General features: G+C 37.2%; 13 protein-coding genes. 8 read left to right on the forward strand and 5 right to left on the reverse strand.

All coding sequences use genetic code 11. The annotated features are described in order from the left end of the window. Positions 1-16: 16 nt before the first annotated feature. From QNJ50_RS03510 to QNJ50_RS03520, 3 genes are all read left to right on the forward strand, one after another. Positions 17-6,241, forward strand: coding sequence for an AAA family ATPase (locus tag QNJ50_RS03510; RefSeq protein WP_300632036.1), 6,225 nt, complete (start codon positions 17-19; stop codon positions 6,239-6,241). A gap of 1,402 nt (positions 6,242-7,643) precedes the next feature. Continuing rightward, positions 7,644-10,139 carry a CHASE2 domain-containing protein gene (locus QNJ50_RS03515; RefSeq protein WP_300632039.1) on the forward strand — a complete coding sequence of 832 codons (2,496 nt, stop codon included), beginning with the start codon at positions 7,644-7,646 and terminating at the stop codon, positions 10,137-10,139. Between the two features lie 158 nt (positions 10,140-10,297). Then, a complete protein-coding gene (locus QNJ50_RS03520; RefSeq protein WP_300632042.1) occupies positions 10,298-11,140 on the forward strand; it encodes a DUF928 domain-containing protein in 843 nt (280 codons plus the stop codon). Positions 11,141-11,212: 72 nt separating this feature from the next. On the opposite strand, the gene QNJ50_RS03525 is transcribed toward QNJ50_RS03520, so the two are convergent. Beyond that, positions 11,213-13,933, reverse strand: coding sequence for a CHAT domain-containing protein (locus tag QNJ50_RS03525; RefSeq protein WP_300632044.1), 2,721 nt, complete (start codon positions 13,931-13,933; stop codon positions 11,213-11,215). 301 nt (positions 13,934-14,234) lie between these two features. On the opposite strand from QNJ50_RS03525, the gene QNJ50_RS03530 reads away from it, so the two are divergent. After that, positions 14,235-15,431 carry a glycosyltransferase gene (locus QNJ50_RS03530; RefSeq protein WP_300632046.1) on the forward strand — a complete coding sequence of 399 codons (1,197 nt, stop codon included), beginning with the start codon at positions 14,235-14,237 and terminating at the stop codon, positions 15,429-15,431. A gap of 188 nt (positions 15,432-15,619) precedes the next feature. Here the strand turns inward: QNJ50_RS03530 and QNJ50_RS03535 are convergent, their stop codons facing one another. The 3 genes from QNJ50_RS03535 to QNJ50_RS03545 form a co-directional block, all read right to left on the reverse strand. Next, positions 15,620-16,363, reverse strand: coding sequence for an SDR family oxidoreductase (locus QNJ50_RS03535; RefSeq protein ID WP_300632050.1), 744 nt, complete (start codon positions 16,361-16,363; stop codon positions 15,620-15,622). Between the two features lie 82 nt (positions 16,364-16,445). Further along, positions 16,446-17,036 (reverse strand): TetR/AcrR family transcriptional regulator, encoded by a 591-nt coding sequence (locus tag QNJ50_RS03540; RefSeq protein ID WP_300632053.1) that lies wholly within the window; start codon positions 17,034-17,036, stop codon positions 16,446-16,448. Between the two features lie 172 nt (positions 17,037-17,208). After that, the gene (locus QNJ50_RS03545) at positions 17,209-17,793 is read right to left on the reverse strand and encodes a DUF99 family protein (RefSeq protein ID WP_300632056.1); all 585 of its coding nucleotides are present in this window, start codon (positions 17,791-17,793) and stop codon (positions 17,209-17,211) included. A 299-nt stretch (positions 17,794-18,092) separates the two neighbouring features. Between QNJ50_RS03545 and QNJ50_RS03550 the strand changes: the two genes are divergently transcribed. Then, entirely contained in the window at positions 18,093-18,839 is a 747-nt protein-coding gene (locus QNJ50_RS03550; RefSeq protein WP_300632058.1) for a PDZ domain-containing protein, read from the forward strand. A gap of 344 nt (positions 18,840-19,183) precedes the next feature. Here QNJ50_RS03550 and QNJ50_RS03555 read toward each other — a convergent pair whose 3' ends face one another. Then, positions 19,184-19,423 carry a hypothetical protein gene (locus QNJ50_RS03555; RefSeq protein WP_300632174.1) on the reverse strand — a complete coding sequence of 80 codons (240 nt, stop codon included), beginning with the start codon at positions 19,421-19,423 and terminating at the stop codon, positions 19,184-19,186. Between QNJ50_RS03555 and QNJ50_RS03560 the strand changes: the two genes are divergently transcribed. The 3 genes from QNJ50_RS03560 (at position 19,397) to cysW (ending at position 22,527) form a co-directional block, all read left to right on the forward strand. Then, the gene (locus QNJ50_RS03560) at positions 19,397-20,455 is read left to right on the forward strand and encodes a sulfate ABC transporter substrate-binding protein (RefSeq protein WP_300632059.1); all 1,059 of its coding nucleotides are present in this window, start codon (positions 19,397-19,399) and stop codon (positions 20,453-20,455) included. The genes QNJ50_RS03555 and QNJ50_RS03560 overlap by 27 nt on opposite strands. Before the next feature lie 155 nt (positions 20,456-20,610). Next, positions 20,611-21,450, forward strand: coding sequence for a sulfate ABC transporter permease subunit CysT (cysT, locus tag QNJ50_RS03565; RefSeq protein WP_300632062.1), 840 nt, complete (start codon positions 20,611-20,613; stop codon positions 21,448-21,450). Between the two features lie 249 nt (positions 21,451-21,699). Next, positions 21,700-22,527: a sulfate ABC transporter permease subunit CysW gene (cysW, locus tag QNJ50_RS03570; protein ID WP_300632065.1), complete on the forward strand. Its 828-nt coding sequence runs from the start codon at positions 21,700-21,702 to the stop codon at positions 22,525-22,527. Positions 22,528-23,067 lie beyond the last annotated feature (540 nt).

Below are 23,067 nucleotides of genomic sequence, written 5' to 3' on the forward strand. Positions count from 1 at the left end.
TTTTAATTGGCTTATCATGGTGACTCTGGCTGGCTACCAAATTCTGACCCAAATCTACGAAAGCTTTAACTCACAAGTATATCAAGCGATTCGCTCCTCAGATAATCGTTCTGTAATCCTTAAGGTACTCAAACAAGAATATCCCACAGCGCAAGAACTTACCCGTTACAAACAAGAATATAAAACTATCCGTAGCCTTAACTTTGATGGAGCGATAGAAGCTTACGGTTTAGAACCTTATCAAAAAACATTAATCCTTATTTTAGAAGATTTTGGAGCAATATCTCTAAGAAAATGGATTGAGGAAAAACCTTTATTGTTAGAAGATTTTTTCCCACTTGCTATTCAGATAGTTGAAAATTTGGGTAAAATTCATGGGGCTAAGATTATTCACAAAGATATCAATCCTGCCAATATTATCTTAAACACCACAACCAGACAAATCAAAATCATTGATTTTGGTATCGCTACTATCCTTAAGCAGGAAAATCCCAGCCTGAAAAGTCCCAACGTTCTTGAAGGAACTTTGGCTTATATCTCCCCAGAACAAACAGGACGGATGAATCGTAGTTTAGATTACCGTACTGATTTCTATTCCCTTGGAGTTACATTTTACGAACTACTTACTGGATTATTACCTTTTGATGTTAGTGATCCCTTGGAATTAGTTCACTGTCATCTCGCAAAACAACCCGTATCACCTCATCAAGTTAATTCCGATATTCCTCTGGTTCTATCTCGGATGGTGATGAAATTAATTTCAAAAACAGCCGAGGAACGATATCGCAGCACCTATGGGATTAAAGCTGACTTAGAAGAATGCTGGAGACAGTTAGAAACTACGGGACAAATAGAAGATTTTGCGATCGCAACTCAAGATTTGGCAGATAAATTCCAAATTCCTCAAAAACTATACGGTAGAGAGGAAGAAGTTGCCACATTACTTGAAGCATTTGAAAGAGTTTCAGGGGCAAAATCAAACTTATCCCAGACGGAAATTATGTTAGTGAACGGATATTCTGGTACGGGAAAAACAACACTCGTTCAGGAAATCCACAAGTCAATTGCCGAAAAACGAGGATATTTTATATCTGGAAAGTTTGATCAGTTTCAGCGTAATACGCCCTACTCTGGAATTGTTAATGCTGTTACTAGTTTAGTAAAGCAACTATTGGGTGAAAGTAAAATAAGACTGAATCTATGGCGTCAAAAGCTTTTAAATGCATTGGGAGTAAATGGTCAGGTAATTATTGATGTTATTCCCGAAGTAGAATTAATTATTGGTAAGCAACAAACATTACCAGAATTAGGAGCAACCGAGACGCAAAATCGCTTCAATTTAGTATTTAAAAATTTTATTCGCGTCTTTTGTTCTTCAGAACATCCTTTAGTTCTATTTCTTGATGATTTGCAGTGGGCTGATTCTGCAAGTATGAATTTAATAGAATCAATTATTCTAGATGTAGATATTAAATATTTATTCTCGATTTGGTCTTATCGAGATAATGAAATTAGCCCCACCCATATTTTGAGTATTATTCTGGAAAATTTACGTAGAGAAGGGGCAATAATTAACCAAATTATTTTAAAATCTTTAAAACTTAAGCATGTTAATCAGTTAATTACAGACACACTCAATAATACGGAAAAAGAAGTAAATCCACTAGCAAAATTAGTTTGGCAAAAAACCAATGGCAATCCTTTTTTTGTGAGTGAATTTCTCAAAACTATATACTCAGATAATTTACTAGTATTTACCCATTCTCATAATGAGAATAGTCGAGGTAAAAAATCCCAGGGGTATTGGCAATGGGATCTGAAAAAGATTAAAAGGATTGCAAGCACAGATAATCTCCTAAAATTTACGATCGGTAAAATGCAGAAATTGCCTAGGTCTACTCAATATATTTTGAGTTTGGCTGCTTGTATTGGTGCAGAATTCGATCTAAATACTATTTCAATTATCAGTGAAAAACCAGCTACTGAAATTTTTCACTATTTAACTCCAGCGATTGATACGGGTTTAATCATTACTTTATCGGAATTAAATGAACAGCTATTAATCCAAGATTATAAATTTGGACACGATCGCATCCAGCAAGCTGCTTATACTCTAATAGAACCGACAGAGAAACCACTCACTCATTTAAAAATCGGTCGTTTACTTTGGCAAAACACTCAACCGGATGAGTTATCAGAGAAAATATTTAAAATTGTCGATCATCTTAATTTGGGTTGTGAATTAATTACTGATAAAGCAGAACAAGATGAAATTGCTAAATTAAATTTATTAGCCGCAGAAAAGGCAAAAGTAGCTAATGCTTATGAAGCAGCATTAAAATACTTGAAAACAGGTCAAAAACTCTTAGCAGAAGATAGTTGGGAGACTAACTATAAACTCACATTAAATCTATATTCAGAGATAGTAGAAGTTGCTTATTTAAGTGGCAATTTTGAAGAAATGGAAAATTTTTCTTCACTAGTACTGCAAAAATCTCAAACTTTACTGGATAAAGTCCAAGTTTATGAAGTTAAGATAGATGCTTATCATTCGCAAAATAAAGAGTTAGAATCTATTCAAATCGCCCTTCCAGTTCTACAAAGATTAGATTGTATTTTTCCTGAATCACCTCAATTATTAGATATTCAACAGGAACTAGAAAAAACTCAAAGCCATTTAGCAGTTAAGCAAATAGAGGATCTAATTAATTTACCTCCAATGACCGATCCAGAAAAATTAGCGGCTATAAAGATAACAAGCTCTATATTTTCTTCTGTCTTTATTGCTGCTCCTGAAATGTTACCGCTATTGGTATCTAAACAGGTTAATTTGTCTGTCCAATATGGGAATACTTCCCTATCTGCTTTTGCTTATGTTAATTATGGACTAATTTTATGTGGTTTGTTAGAGGAATTTGAGCAAGGGTATCAATTTGGATGTCTGGCTGTGAACCTTGCTGATAAATTTCATGCCAAAGAACTTATTCCTAGAATAACTGCAGTATTTATAACATCAATTAGTATCTGGAAAAAACCTCTCAAAAACTCATTAGTATCGCTTCAATCTGGTTATCAGATTGGTTTGGACGTAGGAGATTTATATTATGGAACTACCTGCGCTTATCTTTATTTGTTTCATTCAGCTTTTGTTGGTAAAGAGCTAGGTGAGTTATCATCAGAAGTCGCAGCCTACGAGTTAGCTTTCAGTAAACTCAAACAAAAAAATACCCTTAACTATCTAAAAATATACGGTCAAGGTGTTTTAAATTTAATGGGTCGCTCAGATGATCCCTGCTATTTAATTGGGGAAATTTACCATGAAAGTATTATGGTACCGCTTCATCTAAAGGCAAACGATCGCTATGCACTTGCGGCTTTATATGTTAATAAATTACACCTGTGTTATCTGTTTGGAGAATATCACCAGGCTGTTGAGAATGCCATAAATGCTCAACAATATTTAGATGGAGCAACTTCAACTTTATTAATTCCCCTGTTCCATTTTTATGATTCTCTAGCTCACCTTGCTATTTATAGTTCTGTTTCTAATTCTCAAGATTTTGATTCTCAAAATTCTGACTCTCAAGATTCTAATTCTCAAGGTTTTAATTCTCAACAACAGCAAATTTTAGCAAGAGTTGCTGTAAATCAAGCAAAAATGCAGAAATGGGCGGATAATGCACCAGCCAATTACCTGCACAAATTTTACTTAGTAGAAGCAGAAAAGCATCGAGTTCAAAACTCCTATGTTGACGCAATGGATTTCTATGACCGTGCAATCGCCGCAGCAGAGAAACATGAGTACATCAACGAAGAAGCTTTAGCTAACGAATTAGCAGCAAAATTCTATCTGGATTGGGGCAAAGAAAAAATTGCTAAAACCTATTTCAATGAATCACACTACCTTTATTCTTTATGGGGAGCTACAGCAAAAGTTAGGGACTTAGAAACTAAATATCCCCACTTGTTAGTAAAATCCTCTGCTTCTATTTCCATCGCAGATATACTAACAACAATGACCAAAACCACCAGTGGAACTCGTTCGGGAGAAATCTTAGATTTTGCTACCATCATGAAAGCATCCCAAGCTATTTCTAGTGAAATTGTTTTGGATAAGCTATTGGCGACCTTGATGAAAATTCTCATCGAAAATGCTGGGGCGCAATTTGGTTACCTAATATTAGAAACGGAAGGAAAACTCTTCATTGAAGCTTCTGGTTCTATTGATGAGGATGATATTACTGTCTTAAAGTCAATTTCTATTAATAATTATTTACCCATATCAGTTATTAATTATGTTGCTCGTACGCGAGAAACAGTTCTCAAAAATGATGCCGTTAATCATGGCAATTTTACTAACGATCCTTATATTAAATTTCATAAAACAAAATCTCTGTTATGTACCCCATTGCTCGACCAAGGAAAGCTGAGGGGAATTGTCTATTTGGAAAATAATTTGACTGTAGGAGCTTTTACCCAAGATCGGTTGAAAATTCTTCAGCTTTTATCTAGTCAAGCTGCGATCGCTATTACCAATGCGAAACTCTACACGGAGGTACAGGAAAATCAAAACCGACTCAATCAGTTTCTAGAAGCAATGCCAGTGGGTGTATCTGTTTGTGATTCCACGGGTAAGATTTACTATTCCAATGAGATATCCGACAAGTTAGCACAACAAAGTAATACTTCTTCAAAAATCAATATTAAGGAATTACCCGAAGCCTACCAAGTATATAAATCGGGAACCAAAGAGTTATACCCCGCACAGCAATTGCCAATTGCGCGAGCACTTTCTGGCGAGACTGTTAACAAAGAAGATTTAGAACTTCATTTGCCACAGAAAATTATACCCCTGGAAGTTTCCGCCAAACCAGTTTTTGATGAAAAGGGCAATATTGTTTATGCTATAGCTGCTTTTACTGACATTACAGAACGAAAACAAGCAGAAGCCCAGCGGATTGAGTTTACTCGCGAACTGGAACTCAAGAATGCTGCTCTGCAGCAAACAAAAGATGAGTTAGCTGAGTCTAATCGCACTTTGGAACAAAAAGTCTCAGAACGTACCCAAGAATTATCACAACTTCTAGAAGTTCTTAAAGCAACCCAAGCCGAACTATTGTTTGAAAACGAGTTACTCAGAAACGCCGAACAACCTTCAAACTTTGATTATCAGGTGGGGGGAAGTTTACCTATGGATGCTCCAACTTACGTAGTACGTGCTGCAGACCGTTATTTATATAAAGCATTAAAACGTGGGGATTTTTGTTATATTCTCAATCCCCGACAGATGGGTAAATCAAGCTTGATGGTGCGAATGATGCATCAACTCCAGCACGAGGGTTTTAAATGTGGGGCGATTGACTTAACTCGTATTGGTTGTGAAAATATTACCCCCGAACAATGGTACAAAGGATTCGCCGTAGAACTGTGGCGAAGTTTTGGTTTGCTCAAAAAGGTAAAAATCAAAAACTGGTGGAATGAACGAAATGATGTTTCTCCGGTTCAGCGATTAAGTCAATTTATTGAAGAAGTTTTACTGACCGAAGTCACTCAAGAAGATGATGTTTCACCAAAAAAAATAGTTATTCTTATCGATGAAATCGACTGTGTCTTAGGACTGAATTTTCCCGTTAATGACTTTTTTGCTTTTATTAGATCCTGCTATAATCAGCGTAGTATAAATCAGAAATATAAATGCTTAACATTTGCTTTTTTTGGGGTTGCTACCCCCAGCGACTTAATGAGCGATATTCAAACTACTCCATTTAATATTGGTCAGGCGATTCAACTGGAAGGATTTAGAGAACATGAAGCCCAACCCCTATTACAAGGGTTAGCGGAAAAAGTGAGTAATCCTCAAACAGTTCTCAAAGAGATATTATCTTGGACGAGCGGTCAACCTTTTTTAACGCAAAAAATTTGTAAACTCATCCGCAGTGCTTCATCATCTATTCCTACTAATAAAGAAGCAGAATGGATTGAAAATCTGGTACGGACAAATGTCATAGATAACTGGGAATCACAAGATGAACCAGAGCATCTGAGAACTATTCGCGACCGACTGCTTAAAAGCAAACAATCGCAGCATTTGCAAGAAATCTACCGAAAAATTCTGGACAAGGGAGAGATTGCTGCGGTTGATAGTTCAGAGGAAAGGGAATTACTTTTATCGGGTTTGGTTGTTAAACAAAAAGGAACCTTAAAAGTTCAAAATAGAATTTATAGATCGATTTTTGTTTAAACTGATTTTTGCTTGATTATAATAAGATATTAGGGAAGTTAAGGAAGGTAGATTAAATAAAGTACAAAAGTAGGGTGCTGTTAGCATCGCGTAACGCACCATTACAAATTTCAGAGTTGCAGTTTATTAAATTCTCATTCCTAAGATTCTGGATTATAGGGAACAGTAAACGGGGAATCACAGAAATATATTTGATTAATTATGGCGGTTTTTGGGTTCAATTGTTATATTTGTGGAGTTTAAATCATTTTTCGCTACAAGACCCCAAATCTAAAGTGATATTGTTGCATATGGGCAAATGATCCTTGCAAATACCCATAAGCAATAGTAGGTGAAGGTTTGAAGAGATTATATTTTGGGAAAATGTTTGGGTATGGGTATGGAGACCAAAAAAAACTCATACATACCTCATAATAAAACTCATATCTTTGTGGTAAATATCTTATGAAATTTATATGAGTTTTATGAGTTCAAAATCTAAGAACAATCAATTATCGTAGTAAAAGAATTAAATTTAATTACCAAGCTTGTATACATAAAAGTTAATTTCAAAAAAGTTAACTTCAAATTGGTACTTACAAATATTTTATTCTAACTAGTTTTATGTAAATAAGTTTGCTAAATCACAGGAAACTGTGTTTGTTTTGAAATTATAGGGTCGAGCATAAAACTCACATCTTTTGAGAAAGGAGTGCAAAATATTTTATGCAAAAGTATCGAAAGGAAAGTTTTAATTTAAGGTTGCAGTAAGTGCTGAAAATCCAGAGAAATGGAAACCATCACTTAGTAAATACACAAAAATGTACTTGAAATACCATAAATTACAGTTGATTTCCTTAAGTAGAAATCCTTATTTTACTAATTAAATCAGTGGAGAACTGAAAAGATTTGATATTTAAAATTTGATATTTAAATTTATGTAATACTTTAAGTTTTCTCCGTGTGATTTAGCTGTTGTGTGGAAAATATATACAATTAAATAGCATGTACATTTTGTGTCATTCATTAAATTACAGAGCAGGGAAAGATAAATATGAGACTATAAATTTGTTTAAGTTTATACTATATAATTTAATGCCATCTAAATCTAAGAATTTAAGTCTGAGAATTAAGACTGAGAATTAGAATTATCGTGCTCCAGCAGTTCATAGATAAGCTTTCAAAGGTATCCAAATTCCTAAACAATATTTTATAGCCCAGCATATACATACATAAGAATTTACCGATAAATAGTATTTATTATTACTAAGGTGACCTCAGCTATTAAACTGACAGTTGCCAGTATGAAATAAAACCCAATTACATAGTAAGAAATAGGGAGGCTTGCTCTTATACCAATCAAAACTAAATTTATTGCCCATCAAATGCTATCAATCAACACCAAGTAAGAGCGGAATTAGCAATGACTAAGTTAGTTGTTATTAATCTGGGGGAAGGTAGCTTAAATCAAGGATTTCCAAGAGTTACAGTTCAGCTTTGGGAAACTAATAATTCTCGCCCAACACAATTCTATGGCGGTTTACCCTCAGCGCCAGAAATTTACGAATTATATAAACGCTTTAAATCAATATATAGCGCACTTTATCAGTCTCTAAGAAAACGTACCCCCTTAACATTAGTCAAAAAGCCCAAAATTGAAACCAGTACTGAATTCGCAAATAATATTAAACTGGATGTCGAGGCTAATACTTTATCAAATTCTGAGGCTATAGAATCAGGAGATCTAGAATCAGAAGATCTAGAATCAGAAAATCTAGAATCAGAAGATTTGGAAATAGACACAGAAGGTTTAACAAACGTTAGTGAATCAGATTTTAATGAAGTTTGTGAGTGGTTATGCGAACACATTAACATCTGGCTAAACTCCACTTCATTTCGCCCGATAGATCGAAATTTAAGATCGCGATTATCTTTAGATGAAGATTTTCAGGTCATTATTGAAAGTAATGACTACACCATAAGACGACTTCCTTGGCATTTATGGGATTTCTTTGAGGATTATCAAAAAGCAGAAGTGGGTTTAAGCAAACTTAATTACGAGCAAGTTCAAAAAAATTCCCAAAAAAATATCAAAAAGGTAAGAATATTAGCTATTTTAGGTAATAGTCAAGGAATTGATGTTCAACAAGACCGAATTTTGTTGGAGCAATTACCTGATGCATCAATGAAGTTTCTGGTAGAACCTTCACGTCGAGAATTAGATAAATGGCTCTGGGATAAACAGGGCTGGGATATTTTATTTTTTGCTGGACATAGTCACAGTCAAGAAGATACAGGAAAAATACATATTAACCGGAAAAACTGTTTAACAGTTGCTGAATTAAAAAATGCTCTCAAATATGCGATCGCTCGGGGCTTGAAACTGGCTATTTTTAACTCGTGTGATGGTTTGGGTTTAGCGAAAGAATTAGGCGATCTAAATATTCCCCAGACTATTGTCATGCGGGAAAATGTACCAGATCTTATCGCTCATGAGTTTTTGAAAAATTTTTTGACATCATTTGCAGCAGGGGAGTCACTACATTTAGCAGTGCGTTATGCACGCTTACAGTTGCAAGGTTTAGAGGATAATTTTCCTGGAGCTTCTTGGTTACCAGTAATTTGCCAAAATCCAGCGGAAATAACGCCCACTTGGGAAGAATTACGCGGTCGTAAAAAACGCGATATTTTCTCTAGGTTTAATCGGGTAAACCTACAAACAGCATTAACTATAAGTGTTATGGTAACTGCTTGTTTGACGGGAGTCCGAACTCTAGGATTGATGCAAAAATGGGAATTGTCAGCTTTTGACTCGATGACGCGGATCAAACCCGCAGAAGCTCCAGACAAACGCATTTTGGTTATTACACTCACGGAAGCGGATATTCAAGCTCAACGGGAAAGACAAAAATCTTCCCTGTCTGATCCAGTATTACAAGAACTATTGGAAAAATTAGAACTACATCGACCAAAAGCAATTGGCTTGGATATTTATCGTGATTTTTCCGTAGACACTAAATATCCTAACTTAGCAAATCGTTTGAGAAAGAATGACAACTTCTTTGCAATTTGTAAAGCTAGTGGTCAAAACCAACATTCACCTGGTACTTCACCTCCTCCAGAAATTCCTGCACAACGTGTAGGCTTCAGTGATGTTGTTGAAGATAGTGATTTTGTTATTCGTCGTCAGTTGATTTCCCTTACTCCAGAACCTGATTCTTCTTGTAAAACTCAATATTCCTTCAGCCTACAATTGGCAAAAAAATATTTGGAAAGTCAAGGTATTAAGCTTCAATTTAACAACAAAGGTCATTTTCAATTTCGTGATGTTGTCTTTAAGCCTATTGATGTTCCCACGGGTGGTTACCAAAAATTTGATTCAGCAGGTCATCAAGTATTACTAAATTATCGCCTTTCACCAACGGTTGGGAAACAAATTACCCTTGCACAAGCATTAAACGGAGATTTCAATTCTGATTGGATTAAAAACAATATAGTCTTGATTGGAGTTGAGGCGGAAAGTGTTAGAGATACTTTTTTAACACCCCATGGAAAACTATCAGGGGTAATTATTCACGCTCACATGGTGAGTCAAATTCTTAGTGCTGTTTTGGATGGGCGTTCCTTATTGTGGGTTTGGTCTGGCTCGGGAGAGCTTATATGGATTTGGTTTTGGTCTTTATTGGGAGGGGTGATCGCTTTATACAATGGTTCCCAATTACAACGATCTATTTTCATCGGTAATGCACTTTTAACTCAGTTTTTAGTTTGTTTTCTTTTGTTATTACAAGGTGGTTGGATACCAATTGTACCTTCAGTATTATCCTTTTTAATTACTACACTTTTTGTCAAAATATACACTGACTTTTCCGTTCAAAAGAAAGCATTAGGCTCTGTCCAGCAACCTGTACGCTATTGATATAAAAATTAATTTGTAAGCATCGCAAGAAGTTCAGTTGACCTTATCTTTATTGCAATTAATTTTTGTTGCACTTTCTTTATTGCAATTAATTTATTGTATTTTCTTTATTGCAATTAATTTCTTGCATTTTCTTTTATTGCATTGTGTAATCCCTAATGACTAAGAATAAGCTTTCTTTTTTACAGATGCTGCTTCCTTGCTTGCTCGCTTTGACAATTATTAATGTTACGCGATCCCCAGCATATTCTAATCAGTCAGATAGCAGCAGAATCCGCTTTATTGAACCAACTTTAAATAAAAAACCAGCAAATAGAGGCGCACCAAAAGACCGGAAAGGAGCAGGAACTCGTAGTGAAGAATGTCCTGCAACTAAACCCGATTTTACTGCTTTAGTACCATTAATGCAGATTGGTGAAAAACCAGATCCCCAAAAAATTGCAGATCCATCGTCAAAATCGGGTTTGGGGTTAACAACCTTAGAATATCCAACCTTTTGGTTTTATGTTCCTCATACATCCGGTAAAATCAATTCTTTAAAGTTTGTGTTGTTGGATGAAGCCAAGAACCCTATGACAAAAGAGCCGATTCGGGTTGATATACCTCAAAAACCGGGAACGATTGGGATCAAGCTTTCTAAAACAGCAAAACCTTTAGAAATCGGAAAGTACTATCACTGGTATTTTTTAGTAGATTGCAATCCGCGAAGTATTTCTGAGGATATGGCTATTGAGGGTTTTGTTAAAAGGATCCCTCTACAACCAAATTTAAAACAAGAATTGGAAGGTGCTACACCACAGCAAAAAGCAAAAATTTATGCTCGAGCAGGTATTTGGCAAGATGCGATCGCAATATTAGCTAAACTTCGTCGTAATAAACCACAAAATACCTTATTTTTGAATGATTGGAAAGATTTATTGCAATCTGTTGACTTGGACGAGATTGCTAATGAACCAATTCAAGATTGTTGTAGTAATGCGAAACACATTAGTAGTAAGTAATGAGTAAGAATTAAATGATAACAGTTAACTGTAGCCCGTAACGGCGTGGCGTTAGCCATAAACTGATAACCGTCAAAACCAATTTCCCACCAAAACATACGGAGCCCAATAAAATGGGTGTGGTTGGTGTTTTCGAAAAACTAACCTTTGAGCTTCACTTAAAGCTTCCGCTTTGCTGATGTTTGGATTTTTGGCTAATTGCTCATAAAATTCTGCCATCAGCACAGAGGTAGATTCATCGTCAACTCGCCATAATGAAGCAACTGTACTACTTGCTCCCGAACGTACTGCGATTCCCGCTAACCCCAAAGCTGCTCGTTTATCTCCTGTTGCGGTTTCGCAAGCACTGAGGACTAGTAGTTCAATTGGATTAAGTTTGCGAAATCTTTTCCCTTGTAACTCTTCTCTACTTTGGAGTACTTCTTTTAATTCCTTAGCATTAATTCTCTCGTTCCAAGTAAGAATAAACGTGTCTTCTACTTGGGAACTGAATTTACCATGGGTTGCAAGATGAATAATGGGATAGGAAACAGAAGTAACCTGTTTTTCGATGTTTTCATTTGTAAATGAATCATTGAGAATTTTTATCGAGGGAATTTTAGATTGAATTTTTTCTAACTCTGTAGCGACGTGAGGTAAAGCACGAAAACCTCCACGGGGTTCTGTAATTCCACCGGTTAAAGCTCTAAGTTTTTTGTCTTCTTCGGAAGGTGTTACCAATTGCAACCCAGGAGCTAAAGCAAGGCTGTATTTTTCCATGAGATAATGTTTCCCATCGTACAACGCTGCCATGGGAATATTACGTAAGAAATCATCCAAAACAAATACTAAATTTTTAATTTTATGTTTTTCTAAGTCTTTTTCTATTGGTTTGATTAACCAGTTGTATACTTCTTGGGAAAGTTGTTCGCGATCGCTAAAGGTAAAGCGTTGTTGTACTTTTTGACGCAGTAGTTTTAGGGTATTTTCGACTTCGCTTTGTGGTTTTTTGGTTCTGTAATGGCGAAGTTCTTTGACACGAGATAATTTAACCACTGTTTCGATGTGATCGGGCAAAATAATTGGGTAGATAACTGCTGTGGGGATTTTTCCATCATCTACAATTTGGTCGATTCTTTTCGGTTGAGCGATGGAACAAGCATCCCGGAAAAAGTTATCGATTTGAGCTAATTGTAACGCTTCAATGACGTCGCGGGCTTGCTTTAAATTTTTTGAAGGAACATTAGAAGGTTCTAAAAGTAAACTTACTAGCTGTCGATACAACGGTTCTACTTCATCTCTAAAGTCAAACTGAGTATCGGGATTGAGAGCTACTAAATCGCTGCGTAAGGATTGGAGGGATTCTATGGCTAGGGTATAAGCTTTAATAGCTCCCTGTGCATCTCCTTGCTTCAAAAGTATCCTTCCTAATTGCCATTCCCACTGATATTTAATGTCTGACGCATTGATATTCTGGGCTAAAAGAAGAGCTGATTTTGTATATTGACTGGCAATTTTCGATTGTTTGTTGTATTCATATACCCGAGCTAGATTCCCCAAAGCATAGGACTCAGAACGAGTATCTCCAAGCTCTTTGGCTTGTTTAATTGCTTTTGTTAGTAATCGAGCCACATTTTCCAGATTCTGATAATTTTTTTCCTGGCTGGGGTTTTCTTGTTGTGCAAAACATACTAGGCTTTGGGCAAAATTCACCTTTGCGTAAACTGCACTCCGACTAGGGCTTAAACTATCAATTTCTGTTTGCAGCGATCGTAATTCTTCTACTTTTGGTTGCTGCTGTAGTTCTAGTAAAGCCCTCAAATAATTTAATTTTGCCTGTACTTCGCCGATTTTTGAAGTTGATTTACTGGCACTTTTTTGATAAAAATTAGCTGAATTTCGATAATGACCCAAGGCTTCAGATTTCTTCGTAATTCTGCCACAAGAGAAAGGTGAAGACTTATTTCCATTCCCCGCATCTCTTAGCTGACTCCTTCTCCCAAACAAGAATTCTGTGTTACCTAAACTCAATAAAGTTGCGCTTTCTTCTTGGGGGGATCTTAATTTTTCCGCTACAACCAAACTCTGTTTTAATAATTCTGTGGACTCCTTTAAATGTCCATTTGCACGTTTAATATCACCCAAACTACGCAACCCTGCAACTTTAATCCCAAGGTTTGGTTGTTTTCGTAAAGTTTGTTCTATTTCCTTGAATATTTTTTGCGATCGCTGGTAAAAACCTAAGCTTTGTAATGCCGTTATTTCATTAATTTGGCTCCCAATTTTACCGGTTTCATCATTAACTTCACCATAGATTTTAGCGGCTTGATTCCAAGATTTAATTGCTTCTTCTGCTTTTCCCTGAGTTAATTGCAGATTTCCTTGGGTATTAAGAGTTAAGGCTAAAATCTTTTTTACGGGATCGGAATTAAGTTTTAAACCATTAAGCAAATTAAGGCTATTTCTTACATTTTCAGTTGCTTGGGTTAAATTTCCCTGTTTTTGCTCGGTTAGGGAAAGATAGTTCAACGCCAAAACTTGATTTAAAATATCGCCTCGGGATTGATAGATATTTGCTGCTTGCGTTAACAACTTTGCAGCGAGGGGAAATTTTCCTAACTGATAGAAATTTTTGCCCTTTTGCAGCAATCGATCTGGGTGTGTTGTTAATTCTAGTTGTTGTGTGAGTTTCGTATGTTTGGGGAAGGAAGTTATTTGGGAATTTGCCGGTATCATATCGATACCTAAACTAAAAAATAGTCCCAACAAAACTAAAAGGACAACTTTTAATCGAAAAGTCCAGGTTCTAACCATGAATTGCTCAGCTGTTAATTAATCCCCATTTTTAAGGGATCTTGGGGGACCTAATGGAAAATTTTATCTTTTAGCAAGTTCTGTGGACACGTAAAATTAAAAATTTGGGTTTATGCATCTTTTTTTTTTGAAAACCAAAATAATCGAGTTCTCTAAATTCACCTGGAGAAGACTTTGATTTATTTTCGTAAATAATGCAAGCAAAGCATATGATAATTCTTCTACCCGATTGCGATTTTGACTGACAAAATATAAAGTAACTAAGATTTACCTTTATATAAAAAGTAGAAGAATTAAAACTATGACACTCAGCCTGTGCATGATTGTCAAAAACGAAGCACAAGCATTGCCCAGATGCTTAAAAAGCGTTAAAAATGTTGTTGATGAAATCATAGTGTTGGACACTGGTTCAACCGATAAGACGCCACAAATCGCTAAAAAATTAGGAGCCAAGATTTACCAATACGAATGGTGTAATGATTTTAGTGCGGCTCGAAATCAAGCTTTAAAATACGTTACCGGTGATTGGGTTTTAATTTTAGATGCAGATGAAACCCTAAATCCAGAGGTTATCTCGCCTTTGCGCGAGGTTCTTAAAATGGAAGAATACTTACTAGTTAATCTTCTGCGTCAGGAAATAGGTGCAAAGCAATCTCCTTATTCTTTAGTTTCCCGTTTGTTTAGAAATCATCCAGGAATTCGTTTTGACCGTCCGTATCATGCTTTAGTAGACGATAGTATTACAGAGATTATCGCTGCTGAGCCACAATGGCAAATTGGAAGACTACCAGGAGTTGCAATTTTCCATACAGGATATCAACAAACTGCGATCGCAAAACATAATAAATACGAACGAGCACAAACAGCAATGGAAGCATTTTTGGCTCAGCATCCAGATGAACCTTATGTTTGCAGCAAATTAGGTGCATTGTATGTCGAAATTGGAAAACTACCTCAAGGAATAGAATTACTGCGTCGGGGACTATCTGCGAAAGATGCAGAAGATCAGGTTTTATATGAACTACATTATCATCTGGGAATTGCTTACACCAGAACTGATGATATTAATAAAGCAATTTCTCAATACAATTCAGCTATTAAATTACTCATAGATCCCATGCTCAAACTGGGAGCATATAATAATCTGGGTAACTTGCTCAAAGAAACTGGGAATTTAACCGGAGCCAAAGCGGCTTATGAAACAGCAGTAAAACTAGATCCCAATTTTGCTACCGGATATTTTAATTTAGGGACAACACTCAAAGCAATGGGTTCATTAGCAGAAGCAATTAAGGCTTATCGTCGAGCAATTTTGCTTCAACCCGACTACGCTCAAGCATATCAAAACTTGGGGGTTCTACTTCTCAAATCCGGTTACATAAAAGATAGTAAAGTTGCTTTTAACAATGCCATAACCCTTTATAAACAGCAAGACCCCGAGCAAGCAAAGGAATTATTTGAAGGTTTAAAAGATATGGGTGTAGCAATTGAAAATTAAATAGATCCGTCTACATATCCTCATCCATAATATTACTGTGATTGGATGTGCTCAAAGTAATATTTTAATATATGCTTTAATTGCGTAAATACTGTTTTTGTATTACACAATCAAGCTGCGTACCAGATCACCCAGCCGTTATGGCTGGGTTGAGGGCTGAAAACGTCCCATATTTATCTTGTAAAAAATTAACCTTCGGACATATTTGCCTCGACAACATTTGCTGCAAAACTTTGGTAAGCACTGCCAATCTGCTTTGCCATTGAGCCAGGGAAAACATGAAAATCCCCATTCTCTAAGGCTTTGATGATACCTTCGGCAACTAATGTGGGAGGTTCTGCAATAGATGTCAGTCCTGCGGCATCACCCATATCCGTAGCAATGGGGCCGGGATGAACGCTCAGCACAATCGTGCCTTGCTCGCTCAATAGCTCCCGCAAGGCCTGGGTGATGGAATAAGCTGCAGCTTTGGAAGCAGAGTAAGTGGCAAAGTTGGAGAATGTCTTCATTGAAACAACAGAGTTAAGTTGGGCAAATACTCCACCTCCGTTGGCTTTAAGCACTGGCGCGAACGCACTCGCCATGTGAATCAGACCATACACATTGATATTCATCTGGAATTCTAGGGATGCGATCGCATCACTTGCCAAAGGAGTACCACCTTTAAAGGCTCCCGCGTTGTTAACAACCACTTGCACATCAAAAGCAGTTTTAGCAGCAGCAGCAATAGATTGGGGGTCGCCTAAATCAATCTGAATTGGAACTACCTTTTCGCCGTATTTTTCAACTAGTGGGGAAACACTTTCTGGTTTACGAACTGCGGCATACACTTTCTTCGCTCCACCTTCGATAAAGGATTCAACCAGCACCTTGCCGATACCGCGATTTGCACCTGTAACCAAAATGATTTTGTTGCTGATGTCGTAGGCCATTTAAATTTCTCCTTATTTATTTGCGATGAAAAAACTTTGAACGATTGGTTTAAGTTAGATCAAAAAAATTAAACAACAAAAATTAGCTGTCCTCTAGAAGAGAGATTGTGGCTTCTACCGCCCCTTCTAAGGTAGTGTGGTCATCCATCACGCGACCGAGCAACGCTATGCCCTGAGTCGTACAGAGCAACAAACGAGCCAGATTTCTCGGATTTGTCGCAGAACTCAATTCTCCTGCTGCTTGGGCGCGCCTTAGAGTTGCCGTGAAGGCATCTTCCACCTGTTTTAGATAGACCCGCATGACTTTAGCTATCGCCGGGTTGTCTGTATTGAAATCAGCAATGTTGGTGCCGAGCATACAGCCGCAACTGCCGGGTTGGCTATGCATCTCCTGCCATTCCATCAGCAATTGCTTCAGGTTTGTCAAAGGAGAACCATCGGCACAAAGGCGATCGCATATATCCCTCAGATTAGTGCGACCATAGTACTCCAACGCTTTGAGGAAAAGCGACTGCTTATTACCAAAGGTGTCATACAAGCTTTTTTTACCAATCCCCATATTTTTGAGCAATTCAGAAAGGCTTGTGGCTTCATAGCCATATGCCCAAAACACCTCCATCGCCTTACTTAAGGCTACTTCTGTGTCAAATTGCTTTTCGGGACCGCGAGTCATTGAAAACCTGCTGTATGTTTAACCATGATGTAAAGTTAACACAACTTAAACCGCTCGGTCAAGGTTTATTTAAAAGATATATTCGGTGTGCTCATCCATACTTCAATAATCAATAAAACTGAACAATGTACAAATGATGTGCCAAATTAATGCTTTGACATTATTTGGCGTATTATGCTGAACTACTACTTTCCCCTTTTATAAAAGCAGCACAAATCAAATGCGCTAAACGTAAAGCTTCTGGAACTTTCCCACAGTCCGTTAATCGTTGCAATACTTCTGCAACTATCTGTGGATCTTCACCGCAAACCTGAAATACGAAAGGTGGATAACTATAAATCTCACCTGCAAGCTTCAACAACTCAAGTCGTCTTTCTAGGTTTGGTAAGCGACTCATAGCATCTTTAACAGCATCCAAGTTGGGTTGACGACGCATTACAGCAACGCAAGGAAGCTTTAGTTGTGCGTTTAATTGCGGTAAGTTCACCAAATTAAAGCCGCCAAACCCAATACCATCAATTAAAACAATATGTAATTGTGGTAAAAACTTGCTACCAACTAATAACTTACAAATAGTTTCAGTTGCATTCCAGCCATCTTGTTCTAGTTCTCCCCACACCATCCCTTCAATACGAGTTCCAGCACAAACTATTCCTGCCAAATTAACATTTTTCCCACTACCACGAACGAAAGGTGCATCATCAAAACCGATCACTCGGATTGTACGATTAAGTTTTAGCAGCGATTCAAGATTCAAAACCCATACCTCAAGCAAAATTTTTATTTTAAGAACAGATAGCCATACTGGAAAGCATGGGGACCCACAAGAGAAAATTTTAGAAATTGCTGCAGATGTGAAGCTACGAGATGAATATTCCTTGAAAGATGGAGATGGTATATGTGGAAGTTAAAGATGGTGAGGTTAAGCCTTATATGTAAGCGATCCCTCCTTCAGAAAAATATGTTGCTAAAAATGAAACGATTGGCAGCTTTTTAAGAGAAAATCTAAAAATTGAATTCGAGTATCACCCGTAGTTTGTGAGACTGATCGATTTTATGAAACGCCTATTTATTTTGCCTGCAACCATCTTATTGACGACAGTATTGGGAAGTTTCTTATCTACAACATTTGCTCAAATTTCAGAAAACCCACAACAAAATTCTCCAAATTCTACTGAGACTGAAACTCCAGTAGAACCTAAGCAAAAAGATTCTTCAACTCCCAATGAAACCGAAAACCCACTAGAACCGGAACAGCAAAATTCCCCAACCCTTAACGAAACTGAAGTTCCAGTAGAACCCAAACAACAAGATTCTTTAACTCCTAGTGAAACCCAAAACCTAGAAGAACCAGAACAACAAAATTCTCCGATAATAGACGAGACAGAAACTCCAGCAAGATCCGAACAAAAAACTTCCCCTACTGAGGATAAAAACAAAGAACCAGAAACGCCTGAAGCAAAAAAAGGTGCTTATGTCGGAATTCAGATGATTATTCTTACTCCCGAAATCGCCCAACAATTTAATAATGATCCAAGCACTAACTTGAAAGTCGCGGAAACCAAAGGAATACTGATCGTCAAAGTTTTTCCCAATTCACCAGCAGAAACTGCAGGTTTACGTCGGGGAGACATAATTACAGAAGTTTCTGGAAAACCAACTACTGACGCAAAAGAAGTGATTGAAATTGTCAACAATAGCAATGTTGGTGAATCTTTACCCCTTACCGTAACTCGTGGGGATAAAACAAATTCTGTATCAGTTCGCTTAGGAGAAAAACCATCTGAGGAACCTGAAGATTAGAGTCTGAAAACTAAAACCTAAAAATTTAGACCTTGACAGACAATTAAACTGTAATAAATTTTAACCATTTGTAAGTCTCTGATTGTAGAGTTAGTTTGGTTGGGTTTAGTTCGCCCTGCAGTCCAAAATAAGATAAAGGGCAAAGAGAAAGGAAGTACTGTTCCCCTTTGCCTAATTGCTCTACGTTAGCGTTGCGTGACCACGAGGTCACAGTTATCTTTGCCTTGTTAAGAATTAATAGTCGCCAAAAAAAATAACATATGCATTTATGGTGCTACGAGCGAGCAAAAAATAAGCCTATTTAGAATGCCGTCTCTCCTGTTAGCGCCTAGCGTTAGAAGCATCTACGATGTTAGTGACAGTGACGTAGTTATGGCTTTGCCGTGTTCTAAGCGTACCAGACCTTGGTTATAGGTATTGCGTGTTTTAACTTTTGAATTCCTCAAAATCAACTGTACTGAATTCTTAAATTGTTTTGATGTCCCCTTAAGGTATAAAATTAATATGAATAATCCGGAATCCCGACCGATAAACCGGAGATTAATAGGAGAATACTCATGGGGTTGTGGCGCTCTATCGTCCATCTCATTTTTAGGGGGAGATTTAGTAGATTTATATTCCTGATGTTTTTGGGGATCAATTTGAGCTTAGCTGTTACTTCATGCTCTATGTCCAATGCTCAGAATTCCGTTCCCGAAATAACTCTGGTGTCCTATGCAGTGACTAGACCTGCATACAAAAAAATTATTCCTCAATTTGTAGCCCAGTGGGAGCAACAGCACAATCAAAAAATCCGCTTCTATGAAAGTTATGCTCCTTCTGGTGCACAAACCCGTGCAGTAATAGATGGTTTAGACGCAGATGTAGTTGAGTTAGCCCTAGCGCTAGATATGCAAAAAATAGAGAACGCAGGTTTAATTCAACCAGGTTGGGAAAATGAAGCTCCCAAGAATGGAATCGTCACGAAATCTGTTGCGGTACTAGTTACCCGCGAAGGAAATCCAAAGCAAATTCAGACATGGGAAGATTTAACAACAGATAACCTGGATATCATTACGGCTAATCCCAAAACTTCTGGTGTTGCAAGGTGGAATTTTTTAGCATTGTGGGGTGTCCAAAAACAGATTGGAATGACAGATCCCCAAGCTTTAGAATTCACGAAAAAAGTTTATCAAAATGTACCAATAATGCCCAGGGATGCTCGGGAAGCAAGTGATGTATTTATCAATCAAAATCAAGGAGATATCTTAATTAATTATGAAAATGAAATAATATTAGCCGGGTTAAGAGAGAAAAAACGTCCTTATATTGTCCCCGAGACTAACATTTCTATAGAAAATCCGGTTGCTGTTGTTGATAAAAATGTTGACAAACATGGTAACCGGGAAATAGCGGAAGCCTTCGTGAAATATCTCTTCACCCCCACAGCTCAAAGAGAATTTGCCAAAATTGGATTTCGACCTGTAAATTCCAACGTTGCTCAAGAGTTTGCAGATAGATATCCACCAGTCAAAAAATTATTTACGGTACAAGATTTAGGTGGTTGGGATAAAGTTCAAAGCCAATTTTTTGATAATGGAGCCGCTTTCGACAAAATCCAAGCAAGTATTAGGTGATATTTGAGTCATGAGTAATGAGTAATGAGTAAGAAGTAATGATTGACTGATACTGGTAACTGGTAACTGGTAACTGATAACTGATAACTGTAGCGTAGCCTGCGCGTTAGCGTAGCGGGACACGTAAGTGTACACAGCGCATTAACTGAGAACTGATGAATCCTGCTATATCAAATAATCAAAATCAAAAAACTAAAATTCCTCGAATATCTTTACCTTGGGGAATCACCATTGGCTATCTCACAATAATGCTTTTATTGCCGGTTGCGGCATTACTTTTGCAAGCAAGTAGAGTAAAACCAGCAGAATTTTGGCAAATTGCAACGAGTCCAATTGCTCTTTCTGCATATAACGTCACATTTCTCACCGCATTATTTGCAGCGACCATAAATGGAGTATTTGGAACTTTAGTTGCTTGGGTGCTAGTTCGTTATGACTTCCCTTTGAAAAAAATAATTGATGCAGGGATTGATTTACCATTTGCTTTACCAACAGCAGTTGCAGGTCTGACTTTAGCAAATGTCTATAGCGAAAATGGTTGGATTGGTTCTTTACTAAAAAATGTAGGCGTCAAAGTTGCGTTTACGCGTTCCGGTGTACTCGTTGCAATGTTATTCATTTCTTTACCCTTCATTATTCGAGCATTACAACCAGTATTACAAGAAATGGACACTGATATTGAAGAAGCTGCATGGAGTTTAGGAGCATCAAAATTTCAAACCTTCTGGCGAGTAATCTTACCTCCATTATTTCCTGCATTGCTTACAGGTATAGCCCTGGGATTTTCTCGTGCTGTTGGTGAATATGGTTCGATCGCAATTGTTTCATCAAATATTCCTTTTAAAGACTTAATTGCATCTGTCCTGATTTTTCAAAAGTTGGAGCAGTATGATTACGCTGGTGCAACTGTCATTGGGACTGTTCTCTTAACAATTTCCCTATTTATTTTATTGCTAATTAACCTATTACAAGCATGGGGAAAAAGATATCAGTGAAAAGTTGCCAGTTAACAGTTACCAGTTAACAGTTACTAGTTAACAGTGAACTGTTCATGGTTAACACCACGTCTTCAGAGACCAGTTTTTATTCCCATATGACGCTGTGTACACTTACGTGTCCCGCTTTGCTAACGCGTCACGCAATACCTAGAGCCTGCGGCGACGGCGGAGCCTCTAGCTGCGCTACCTGCGGATCCGCTAACGCCAGTCCCTAGTCGCCAATCCCTTATTGCTCCCTTTTAGCCAATGAAACAGTCGATAAACCAAAAATCAAATAGAACCAAATTAACTTTAATTTGTTCTGCCGTTATATATCTTTTATTGATTTTATTTATTCCAGCGATTAATGTTTTCTACCAAGCTTTTAAAGATGGCTTCGGAAATTTTATTAGCTATATAACCACTGACGAATTTACCCATGCGATTCAATTAACCTTGTTGATTGCATTAATTGTGGTTCCCATCAATGCAATCTTCGGATTATGTGCCGCATGGGTGATTGCTCGACGCAAATTTCCCGGTCGCGCCTTAGTTATTAGTATTTTAGACGTTCCATTTTCTGTGTCACCTGTAGTTGCAGGCTTAATGATGGTTTTACTTTACGGGCGTAATGGGTGGCTTGGTTCAGTTTTAGAATCTATCAATTTCAAGGTCATCTTTGCTCTACCTGGCATGATTTTAGCAACAGCTTTCGTAACTATGCCTTTTGTTGCTCGTGAAGTGATTCCAGTTCTGGAAGAAATTGGTCCAGATCAAGAAGAAGCAGCTAGGACTTTGGGAGCTAGTCAGTGGCAAACTTTCTGGCGAGTTACTTTACCCAATATTCGTTGGGGTCTGCTTTATGGATTAATTTTGACTAATGCCCGAGCGATGGGAGAATTTGGGGCTGTTTCCGTAGTGTCGGGCAATATTATTCGTAAAACTCAAACTTTACCTTTATTTGTAGAACAAGCTTATAAACAATATGAGACTCAAACAGCATTTGCTGCTGCTGTTTTGCTTGCTTGTCTAGGTTTTGTCAGTCTTGTTTTAAAAGAGATTGTTGAACGCAAAACTCATAACAAAACAAGTTGAAACTGACAAGCCTCCATCGAATTAATTTGACGCTTTGTATAGACGTAAATTTTCCAGTAACAAGCGTTAATTAACCTCCAAAGAACAAAAATTTATATCATCGGGAACATTCCGAGTAGAAAAATTTCTGAAACAAATTTCTATATTTTTGAGTCTTGTAGAGACTTACCTTGGTATGTCTCTACAGATTTTTGATGACGTACATATCTCTCAGAATTGAGACGTTCTAAACCCTTGGAGATATTTATCTAATAACTGACAGTTCCAGAATTTATTTGTTCTGAAATCGCTTACAGCTTGTAAACTCTTAGGAGCCAAGGGAAAGCACCCCCTAACAACAAATTATATTTGCGAGCGAGAAGGGAACTTTCCTTTAGTTGCCAAAACCTAGGTAGGACTGAGATTAGCCCTAATTGTGGTGAGGATTTAAGAGAATATCAAACGTTGGCAACTCAAACTTGAAAACTCAAACTTGAAAGCTCAAACTTGAAAACCTAAATGGTAACCGTTAAAGAAGTTTTAAGTTTTAATAGCCTAAGG

The organism is Mastigocoleus sp. MO_188.B34 (assembly GCF_030065675.1).
Taxonomy (GTDB): Bacteria; Cyanobacteriota; Cyanobacteriia; order Cyanobacteriales; family Nostocaceae; genus Mastigocoleus.

Coding starts and splice junctions, on each gene's coding strand:
- QNJ50_RS03540 (WP_300632053.1), bottom strand. CDS start 17,036: ATGACTCGCGGTCCCGAAAAGCAATTTGACACAGAAGTAGCCTTAAGT.
- QNJ50_RS03550 (WP_300632058.1), top strand. CDS start 18,093: ATGAAACGCCTATTTATTTTGCCTGCAACCATCTTATTGACGACAGTA.
- QNJ50_RS03555 (WP_300632174.1), bottom strand. CDS start 19,423: ATGGACGATAGAGCGCCACAACCCCATGAGTATTCTCCTATTAATCTC.
- QNJ50_RS03525 (WP_300632044.1), bottom strand. CDS start 13,933: ATGGTTAGAACCTGGACTTTTCGATTAAAAGTTGTCCTTTTAGTTTTG.
- QNJ50_RS03520 (WP_300632042.1), top strand. CDS start 10,298: ATGACTAAGAATAAGCTTTCTTTTTTACAGATGCTGCTTCCTTGCTTG.
- QNJ50_RS03560 (WP_300632059.1), top strand. CDS start 19,397: ATGGGGTTGTGGCGCTCTATCGTCCATCTCATTTTTAGGGGGAGATTT.
- QNJ50_RS03510 (WP_300632036.1), top strand. CDS start 17: ATGGTGACTCTGGCTGGCTACCAAATTCTGACCCAAATCTACGAAAGC.
- QNJ50_RS03535 (WP_300632050.1), bottom strand. CDS start 16,363: ATGGCCTACGACATCAGCAACAAAATCATTTTGGTTACAGGTGCAAAT.
- QNJ50_RS03515 (WP_300632039.1), top strand. CDS start 7,644: ATGACTAAGTTAGTTGTTATTAATCTGGGGGAAGGTAGCTTAAATCAA.
- cysW (WP_300632065.1), top strand. CDS start 21,700: ATGAAACAGTCGATAAACCAAAAATCAAATAGAACCAAATTAACTTTA.
- QNJ50_RS03530 (WP_300632046.1), top strand. CDS start 14,235: ATGACACTCAGCCTGTGCATGATTGTCAAAAACGAAGCACAAGCATTG.
- cysT (WP_300632062.1), top strand. CDS start 20,611: ATGAATCCTGCTATATCAAATAATCAAAATCAAAAAACTAAAATTCCT.